Source organism: Janthinobacterium sp. JC611, from assembly GCF_018682595.1.
GTDB lineage: Bacteria > Pseudomonadota > Gammaproteobacteria > Burkholderiales > Burkholderiaceae_D > Janthinobacterium.
The window spans coordinates 444,511-454,120 of record NZ_JAFLJN010000034.1; the positions used below are offsets into that span (position 1 = coordinate 444,511).

At 65.3% G+C, this 9,610-nt stretch carries 7 protein-coding genes and 1 pseudogene; 7 read left to right on the forward strand and 1 reads right to left on the reverse strand.

The window, feature by feature from the left end:
- The first annotated feature begins 169 nt into the window (after nucleotides 1–169).
- A complete protein-coding gene (locus J0O65_RS22475; protein WP_077404535.1) occupies nucleotides 170–574 on the forward strand; it encodes a ribonuclease domain-containing protein in 405 nt (134 codons plus the stop codon).
- 414 nt (nucleotides 575–988) lie between these two features.
- Here the strand turns inward: J0O65_RS22475 and J0O65_RS22480 are convergent, their stop codons facing one another.
- Nucleotides 989–2,386 carry an amidohydrolase family protein gene (locus tag J0O65_RS22480; protein ID WP_215409401.1) on the reverse strand — a complete coding sequence of 466 codons (1,398 nt, stop codon included), beginning with the start codon at nucleotides 2,384–2,386 and terminating at the stop codon, nucleotides 989–991.
- 148 nt (nucleotides 2,387–2,534) lie between these two features.
- Here J0O65_RS22480 and J0O65_RS22485 point away from each other — a divergent pair, with 148 nt between their 5' ends.
- The 6 genes and pseudogenes from J0O65_RS22485 to J0O65_RS28285 all read left to right on the forward strand — a co-directional run.
- Complete coding sequence (locus J0O65_RS22485) at nucleotides 2,535–3,437, forward strand: LysR family transcriptional regulator (RefSeq protein WP_215409402.1); 903 nt, start codon at nucleotides 2,535–2,537, stop codon at nucleotides 3,435–3,437.
- Between the two features lie 60 nt (nucleotides 3,438–3,497).
- Complete coding sequence (locus J0O65_RS22490; protein WP_215409439.1) at nucleotides 3,498–4,115, forward strand: TetR/AcrR family transcriptional regulator; 618 nt, start codon at nucleotides 3,498–3,500, stop codon at nucleotides 4,113–4,115.
- Between the two features lie 103 nt (nucleotides 4,116–4,218).
- On the forward strand, nucleotides 4,219–5,028 hold the full coding sequence (locus J0O65_RS22495) for an oxidoreductase (RefSeq protein WP_215409403.1): 810 nt from the start codon (nucleotides 4,219–4,221) through the stop codon (nucleotides 5,026–5,028).
- A 1-nt stretch (nucleotide 5,029) separates the two neighbouring features.
- A pseudogene (locus tag J0O65_RS22500) lies at nucleotides 5,030–5,851 on the forward strand (NADP-dependent oxidoreductase); the annotation flags it as partial.
- Nucleotides 5,852–5,970: 119 nt separating this feature from the next.
- Nucleotides 5,971–7,128 carry an ABC transporter substrate-binding protein gene (locus J0O65_RS22505; RefSeq protein WP_215409404.1) on the forward strand — a complete coding sequence of 386 codons (1,158 nt, stop codon included), beginning with the start codon at nucleotides 5,971–5,973 and terminating at the stop codon, nucleotides 7,126–7,128.
- 28 nt (nucleotides 7,129–7,156) lie between these two features.
- Nucleotides 7,157–9,610, forward strand: a 2,454-nt coding sequence (locus tag J0O65_RS28285; protein WP_215409405.1) for an ATP-binding protein, incomplete at its 3' end; no start/stop codon positions are given.

Consider the following 9,610-nt stretch of genomic DNA (forward strand, 5'->3'; position numbering starts at 1 on the left):
ATCTTCCTGAAGGAAATATATGGCTATTTATCGGCGCGTGACAATTGAATAGTAATCTTTTTAAAAATCCAACTATATTCAGCATTGCAGTGATGACACCGACCGCCCGGATTCCGGTCGCATCCGCAATAGCCCATCCATTGAACGCAGCACCAACGAAAGCTTACCGATGAAAATTCAACGCGCAACAACCTGGTCGCTTGGTCTTATCGTGGCAGGCGCCCTGTTCTCTTCCCATGCCTATGCGGCGAAAATCCCCGATTGCGGCAAAAGGGAGCCAAGCAAAACCCTGCCCACCCCGCAAAATAGCGAATACGACGCATACCGTAACGCGAAAACAAGCGCGGTGGCGGGCGGTCCGGGCAATACCGTCTTCAATAATAATGAAAAGCGTCTCCCTGCCGCCGGCAAGGACGAGATTTATTATGAATATTATCTGGGTATCGGCGGCGATGGCGGAGCAGGTTCGCATCGCGCGGTATTGCTCGTGCAGACTCCGGCGGGCAAACGCAAGCTGGTGGAACGCTATTACACGCAAGACCACTATGCTTCCTTTTGCAGCCTGAAGAACTAATCGTTCTTTATTAATTTCCAGCGTTATTCAAGCGACTCAGGAAAATACCTGGTGCCGCTTGAAATACCCACATATCAGGCTCGATATTCAACTGCGCTGACTGCGCCCATTTCATGGATATTAGCGTATGCCAGCAAAACAGGCTTTGATCTGCAACAAGTCATTGCTCTCCGTGTCATTTGCCATATTCCTTATGTCAACTGCCCCAGCCAGTCGTGAAACCGGTCCGCGGGCAGCGCCAGGCGCCCGAAGTGCGGCGCGCCGATGGTGAAGGACACCAGCGACGCCGTCAGGGAGTCTCCACCGATGCCCCGCGCAAGCTGACCATTCAAAGTGGTTTAAGTGGTTTGCAAGGCGATGGCGATGCCCGCGCCGAAAGCGGTGGGTAGCAGTAGCGCGTTCATCAGGCGCTGCTTACGCATGGTGGATCGGCGCGAACGATGCGGCAAACAGATCTGGCTGGTAACCGGCGGCATTGAACAGGTGAGCGCAGGATTCGTCGATCGCGGCGCGCAGCCTTGCCTGATCCACGCCCAGCACGACGCCGCCGCGTTTGCGCACGCGCCCGTTGATGATGACGGTATCGATATTGCTGCGCTCTGCCGCGTGCACCACGGTACCGATGGCGTTGTTGACCGGGTACAGGTTGAGGTCGCCGGTCCGTATCAACACCAGGTCGGCCTGCTTGCCGGGCGCCAGGCTGCCGATGCGCTGTTCCAGTCCCGCGCACGCGGCGCCGTCGACGGTGGCCGCCTCCAGCAAGCGGAACGCATCGGTGGGCGCCGCCGCATGGTGATGTCCATGCAGGCGCCGGCTATGTCCCAAGACCCGCTGCAGGTAGAACGCCACGCGCATCTCCATGAACATGTCGCCGCTGTACGAGGTCTCGTTGTCGACACTGAGGCCGGGGCGTATGCCGTGCTGGAACGCCGCCTGCCAGGCGTTCATGCCATCCTCGATACCGTAGTGAGCATCCGAGCGCGGGCATACATTGACGCGCACGCCCGCCTCGCGCAAGATTTTCCAGCCGGATTCCGGCAGGCAGGTGCAGTGGTTGAAGATGTTGTCGTTGCCAAGCAGCCCCTGCCGATGCAGGCCTTCGAGCTCGGCTGCCATGCCACCACCAAAAAACTCGGTCACGATGGGAATGCCCAGTGCTCGCGCGACGGCCCACTGCTCCGGATCCAGCTGCGCCATCATGGCCAGCGTCACCAGGCTGTCGGGATTGCCGAAATACCTGGCCTGCAGGCGTGCGAGGTTGCCCGGCCAGTGCGCCTCATCCCAGTCGCCCGACACGGGCGCGCCGGATGCGTGCACGGCGCGGATACCCGTGTCGAGCAATGCTTCGACGGCCGCGTCGGAGTGCGCCGCGGTGCGGCTGTTGTGGGAGTTGTCGATCACGGTCGTGATGCCGGCATCGATGCAGCCCAATGCCGTGAGCAGGTTGCCCACGTAAATGTCGCGCGGCCGGTAGTACTTGGCAAACGAGAAATGGGTGGCGTTGCAATAGTCCTCGAGCGTTGCCGCATTCGGATTGATGCGGCGCAGCTGGCCTTCCCAGGAATGCCGATGGGTATCGACCATGCCCGGAATGGCGATCATCTGTGCGGCATCGATCACCTCGGCACCGTCGGCCTCCAGGTGCACGCCGATGGCGGCAATGACGCCGTCGGCGATCAGGATGTCGCCCTTCGGCAAATTGCCGACATTGCCATCCATGCTGATGATCGTCGCGCCGCGGATCAGCATCTTGCGGGGGACTGGGGCCAGTGGCGCCAGCAGAGCCGGCAATTGATTCTCTTGTTCAAGCATGATTGATTCCTGCGATAGGTAATGGCTTGCACGCAGTCTAGTGCAGTCACGCAGGCGGAAAAAGTAGCGCCGGGCGTTTTCAGCATGCGGAAAATCCGAACAATGTTGAGGTATAGTGCCGTTTCCTTTAGCTTCACTCGGACAAGACATGGATCGCGTACAAGCAATGCAGGTATTCCTTCGCGTGGTCGAGAGCAAGAGTTTTGTGCGCGCAGCAGAGACCCTGGGCTTGCCCGCATCGTCGGTCACCGGCATCATCAAGCGGCTGGAAAAACACTTGCAGACGCGCCTGCTGAACCGTTCCACCCGAAACCTCAGCCTGACACCCGAAGGCGAACGCTACTTCCACCGCTGCCGCGAAATACTCGACCTCATCGACGACACCGAAGCGAGCCTGCAAGGCCCGGGCGAACGCCCGCAAGGACGGCTGCGCGTGGATATGCCCGGCGGCATCGCCCATGCCGTGATCCTGCCGCAGTTGCGGCAATTCCAGCAGCGCTACCCGGATATCTACCTGATGATCGGCGTCAATGATCGCCAGGTCGACCTGATACAGGACGGAGTCGATTGCGTCATCCGCACCGGCAGCCTGGAAGATTCGACGCTGGTCGCGCGCCGCTTGGGCGAGCTGCGCTGGATCACCTGCGCGGCGCCGTCCTACCTGGCCGAACACGGTGTTCCCGAGCTTCCGGAGGATTTGCCACGCCATCGGGCCATCCACTATTTTTCCAGCACAACGCGGCGGGGAAGCGATCTGCATTTCATCGAAGAAGGCATCCGCACCGCGGTGCCGGTCCCTGGCACGGTCGGGGTCAACGAGACCGGGCTATACATCAAACTGGGCCTCGACGGCCACGGCCTGATGCAGCTGGCCGAGATCCTGGTGCGCGAGCACTTGCAGGCCGGATCCTTGGTCGAGGTGCTGGCCGGCAGGCGGCCGGCGCCGGTGCCGGTATCGCTGCTCTACCCCCACCACCGCTTTCTGTCCCCGGCGATGCGTGCGTTCACGGACTGGACAACCGAGCTGTTCAGCAACGCCCGCCTGATCTGACCGCGCCGAGCGCCGCCCGCAGGCGCGGCGCATCGCGTGCAGCGTATCGAAAATTGCGATATGATGCTCGTCATGCAGAACTCACCCAACAAGTCAGCGGCCAAAATCACGGCGCAAAGCCGCAAGGAAGCCAGCCACGAACGGATCGTCGAGGTGGCCACGCGCGCCATCCGCCGCAGCGGCTATGCGGGCACGGGCGTGGCCGACATCATGAAGGAAGCGGGCCTGACGCACGGCGGCTTTTATGCGCACTTCGCCTCGCGCGACGCGCTGCTGGCCGAAGCGGGCGACCGCGCGGGCGCGGAAGCGGTGGCGCTGGCGGCCAGGGTGGCGGCAGCCGCCCCGCCCGGCCAGGAGTTGCAGGCCATGGTGGCCGCCTACCTGTCGCCAGAACACATCGCCGCCATCGAGGTGGGCTGCCCCGTCTCGGCGCTGGGCTCGGAAATGCCGCGCCAGGCGCCCGAGGTGCGGCGCGCCGCCACCATCCACATCAAGGAAATGATCGACCTGTTCGCGCGCCAGCTGCCGAACTGGGGCCAGCCGGAAGCGCACGCGCAAGCCATGGCAACGGTGTGCGCCCTGATCGGCACCACCATCCTCGCGCGCGCCGTCGACGAGCCGGCCCTGTCGGACGCGCTGTGCGCGGCCACGCTGGCGCAGTTGCAGGCGCCCGGCTAATGCACCGCCCGTGGCCTAGCTACGTCCCGGGCTTTTTTTTCAACATGAATATGATGATCATCATATTTTATACCCCAAGCTGTCAACCACTGAAGGAATTGCCATGAAAAACAAGCAAATTGCCCTGGTCACCGGCGCCTCGTCCGGCATCGGCGCGGCCACGGCCCGGCGCCTGGCGCAAGCGGGCTATACGGTTTACGGCACCAGCCGCCGCGGCGACCAGGCGGCCGGACACGGCCATGCGATGCTGGCGCTCAACGTCACCAGCGATGCTTCCGTCGCGGCCGCCGTGGCCGAGGTGATGCGGCGCGAAGGACGCATCGACCTGCTGGTGAATAACGCCGGTTTCGGCGTGGCGCCGGCGGGCGCCGAGGAAAGCAGCGTGGCGCAGGCGCAAGCCATCTTTGACACGAATTTTTATGGCGTGCTGCGCATGACCCTGGCCGTGCTGCCGCACATGCGGGCCCAGGGCGGCGGGCGCATCCTCAATATCGGTTCCGTCCTGGGCTTCCTGCCCATGCCCTACGGCGCGCTGTATTCGGCCACCAAGCACGCCATCGAGGGCTACACGGAATCGCTCGATCATGAAGTGCGCGGCTGGGGCATCCGCGCCAGCGTGATCGAGCCGGCCTATACGAAAACCACATTCGAAGCCAACCTGCTGGCGCCGGACACCCCGCTGGCCGCCTACCAGCAAGTTCGCGCGGCCGTCACGCGCCGGCTGCAGGAACTGATGGCCGGCGCCGATGACCCTGGCGTCGTGGCCGACACGGTCCTGGCGGCGGCGCAGGCGCGCCAGCCGACATCGCGCTACACGGCCGGGCCGCTGGCGGCGCGCCTGCGCCTGATGCGCCGTTTCATGCCCGCCGCGCTGATGGACGCCGGCTTGCGCAAGGACCTGCGCCTGGCCTGAACTGGGCAGCGACCTGGCTGGCGTGGTGTTGAAAGTCGGCAGCGCCGTCACGCGCTTCAAGGTGGGCGACGCCGTGTATGCAAGCATTTTCGACACGCCATACGGCAGCATGGCCGAATTTGCCGTCGTGCCCGAACTGGCGGCCGCCCTCAAGCCCGCCAACCTCGACTTCGTGCAGGCGGCCGCGATTCCCATGGTGGGCTTGACGGCATGGCAAGCCATGCATGAACGCATGCACCTGCAGCCTGGCCAGAAAGTGTTCATCCCGGCCGGTTTCGGCGGCATCGGCACGTTTGCCATCCAGCTGGCCAGGCACCTGGGCGCTCGCGTGGGCACCACCACCAGCGCGGCGAACGTGGCACTGGTGCGCGGCCTGGGCGCCGAGGAAGTCATCGACTACAAGACACAACCATTCGAGGAGGTGCTGCGCGATTACGACGCCGTGCTGGGCACGGTGCGCGGCGACGGGCTGGAAAAGGCCTTGCGCATCGTCAAGCCTGGCAGCCACGTCGTCTCGCTGGTCGGCCCGCCGGACGCCGCTTTCGCCCGCGCGCGCGGCATGAACGTGGTGCTGAAACTGGTGTTTGGTTTGCTCAGCCTCAAGATCATCGGCCTGGCAAAGCGGCGCGGCGCCAGCTATGCCTTCCACTTCGTGCGTCCCGACGGCGGCCAGCTGGCGCAGATCGCCGGCCTGCTCGAAGCAGGCAGCATCCGCCCCGTCATCGACCAGGTATTTCCTTTCGCTCAAGCGAAACAGGCGCTGGCCTACGTGGCGCAGGGGTGCGCGCGCGGCAAGGTGGTGGTGCAACTGCCCGTGCCTTGACCGTCCTTGAACTGCTTTGCCCGCCGTGACGATGTGTGAGTTTTGCCTTGGTAATTTCCGCCATACTCGTTATCACCCCCATACCTCTTGATAATGGTCAAACTCAATCAAGGTAGCCCATGCGCACTTTCCCGCAATGCTGCTGCTTCGCTATCGCCCTCGCGGCCGGCATCGGCCACGCCGCCGAACCGGGCGTCACCGCGACGCAAGTCCGCCTGGGCATGGTCAATGCGCAGAGCGGGGCGGCCTCGGGGCTGGGGCGGGCCATGCTCGACGGCGCGACGGCCGTGTTCCAGGAGGCGAACCAGCGCGGCGGCATCCATGGCCGCCGCATCGAGCTGGTGGTCGCCGACGACGGCTACGATCCGGACCGCGCCATCAGCGAAACGCTCAGGCTGGTCGAGGAAAAGCAGGTGTTCGCCCTGTTCGGCAACGTGGGCACGCCCACCACCAACGCCGTCATACCGATCGTCCAGGAAATGCAGGTGCCGCTGGTGGGCGCGTTTACGGGCGCGATGACCTTGCGCCGCCCCGTGGTGCATGAAATCATCAACTTCCGCGCCAGTTATGACGATGAGTCCGATGCCCTGGTGCAATACTTCGCCAGCCGCGGCGTCCAGCGCTTTGGCGTGCTGTACCAGGACGACGGTTTTGGCAATGCCGTGCTCGACGGCACCGTGCGCGCGCTGCAGCGGCGCGGCATGGAGCTCGTCGCCAAGGGTTCTTTCCAGCGCGGCACCACGGCCGTCAAGGCCGGACTGGCGGCCCTGATCGGGCACGACCTGCAAGCGGTGATCATGGCCGGGCCCTACACCCCGGTGGCCGCGTTCATGCGCGAGGCAAGGCAGGCCGGGTTGAAGGCGGCCCTGGCCACGGTGTCCTTTGTCGGCACCGACAGCCTGCTGCAACTGCTGGGCACGCAAGGCAACAAGCTCGTCATTTCGCAGGTGGTGCCCCTGCCGGAAGACCGCCGGCTGCCCATCGCCGCCGACTGCGCCACGCTGCTGGCCAGGCACGTGCCGGCGGCCACGCTGTCGTTCGTCAGCTTCGAAGGCTGCATCTCGGCCACCCTGATGGTGGCGGCGCTGCGCCGCGCGGGCGCCGACCTCACGCGCGAGCGCCTGATCCGGAGCTTCGAGACGTTCGACCGGCTCGATCTCGGCGGCTTGCGGGTGACGCTGGGGCCCGACAACCACCAGGCGTCGACGGCCGTTTTCCTGACCCGCATCGCCGACGGCAGGATCGTTCCCGTCGATCCGGAGCCTGGCGCGAAGTGATGCGCGCCCCCCTACCCTGGAGCCTGGCGTGAAAATCCGGAGCAAACTGATCATCAGTACCAGCGTCCTGCTGGCGGGCGTGGCGGCCATGGCGGCGGCCAGCCTGCTGCTGGTGAAAGGCATAGAAACCCATGTGCACGGCTTGACCGACCGGACCGTGCCGCTGTACACGGACGTGTTGCGCCTGCGCTATACCGTGCAGGACATGGCATCGGATTTTTTCGAACTGGGCAAGGCGGAAGACCTGGCGCAGCTGGAACAGGTGTCCGGCAAGATCGTCGCCAATATCCGGACCGCCGAGCGCCTCGGCGACGCCTTGCGGCGCCATGGCGAATCACAGGCGCCGCGCTATCACGCGGCCTTCGAACGGGAATTCCAGCGCATGCGCGTGGCCGTGCGCAAACGCCTGGAAGACGAGGCCTACTACAAGGCGCAGGCCACGCAGATGCGCCAGGTGCTGGCGCAGATCAAGGCCGCCGCCAAGGACGCGCGCGGCAAGATCCGCCTGATCGACAGCCAGGCCCAGACCACGGCCGCCGAGGTGCAGCTGCAAAGCCAGCGCCTGAACCAGAACGCCCGCTACCTGACCGACCTGCGCAAGAGCATCCATGACATGCAGATTGCGCTGGCCGAAACGCAGGCCGTGCAGAGCCGTTTCCGCATCGCCCCCTTGCGCGAGCGGCTGGCGGCGGCGGTCGCGCGCCTGGCGGGAACCAGCGAGCGCGACATCAGCCCGGCCCAGCAAGCGCTGCGCGCCACACTGCTCGCCACGGGGCGGCAAATGCTCGAGCCCGCCACCGGCTTGCTGGCCCTGCGCGCCGGGCTGCTGGCCGAGGGCGGCGCCAGCGCGGCGCTGCAGGCGCGCTATGCCGCGCTCAAGGAACACACCGGCGCCACGCTGGCCGGCGCCCACCTGCGCCTGGCCGAGGAACTCGACCCCATCGAACTGCAACTGGCCATCGGACGCGACCGGCTGGCGCAGGCCAACCGCTACATGCATACCTCGGCCCGCATCGAGGACGCCAGCGGCGACATCAATCTTGCCGTCGACGCCATCAGCATCGACGTGGGCGAAGTCATGCTCGCCACGGCGGCCGGCGACGTCACGCGCCTGGGCCACGACATCGCGCAGCGCATCAGCACCCTGCAGCGCGACATGGCCACCATGCAAACCTTGTTGCAAAGCATAGGCCAGCTGGGCCTGCTGGCCGAGACGCGCGGCGTCAACACCTACCTGGACGAGGTGGAGCGCGCGGGACAGCGGCTGGTGCAGGCCAAGGGCAGCGTGCTGGACAGCCAGACGGCGCTGGACGAGGTCATCGCCCACGTGCGCGCCTTCGAGCGCGAACAGGCCGCCTATTCCGCGCAGCAGGTGGCGCGCATCACGGGCCAGCAGCAAGACGCGGTGGTCAAGGTGCGCGAGGGCGTGCGGCATGCCTTCGTGCTGATCCTCGGCATCGCGCTGGTGCTGCTGCTGGCCTGCGTGGGCATCACGGGACTGATCAGCGCTTCCATCGCCGGGCCGCTGGCGCGCCTGTCCCACGCCATCGCCCAGATCCGCGGCGGCAAGGCGCTGTCGGTACGCGTGCCGCAGCATGGCAGCGATGAACTGGGACAATTGATCCTGGGCTTTAACGGCATGCTCGAACACGTGGAACAACGCGACCTGGCGCTCAAGCAGGCCAAGGCCGAGGCGGAGGCCGCCAACCGCGCCAAGTCGGCATTCCTGGCCAAGATGAGCCACGAAATCCGCACGCCGATGAATGGCGTGCTGGGCATGACGGAATTGCTGCAGCGCACGGAACTGAGCCCCAAGCAACAGCGTTTCGTGCACACGGTGCACCGTTCCGGCGAAAGCTTGCTGAGCATCATCGACGACATCCTCGATTTTTCCAAGATCGAGGCGGGCAAGCTGGTGCTCGAACATATCCCCTTCGACCTGCGCCAGCTGATCGACGACGTCGTGGCGCTGTTTGCCAACGGCATCGAGCGCAAGGCCATCGCCTTTACCTGCCGCATCGCCCCCGACGTGCCGCAGCACGTGCGCGGCGACCCCGTGCGCCTGCGCCAGATCCTCACCAACCTGCTCAATAACGCCACCAAGTTCACCGAACGGGGCGAGATTGCCGTCGATGTCAGCCGCCCCGCCGCCGGCCAGATTCGGCTGGAAGTACGCGACACGGGCATCGGCATGGCGCCCGAGGCGGCGGCGGCCGTCTTCCAGCCGTTCCGCCAGGCAGACAGCAGCACCTCGCGCAAATACGGCGGCACGGGCCTGGGCCTGGCCATCATCAAGCAATTGGTGGAAATGATGGGCGGCAACATCGTACTGCAATCCGTGGCGGGCCAGGGTTCCAGCTTCGCCGTCACCATCGCCGTGGGCGGCGTGGCGCCCGGCGACGCGCCGCCGGCGCCGATTTTGCCCGCCCTGCCCACCCTGCCCGCCGCGCCCGACGGCGCCGGCGCGGCGTCGCTGCCGCTG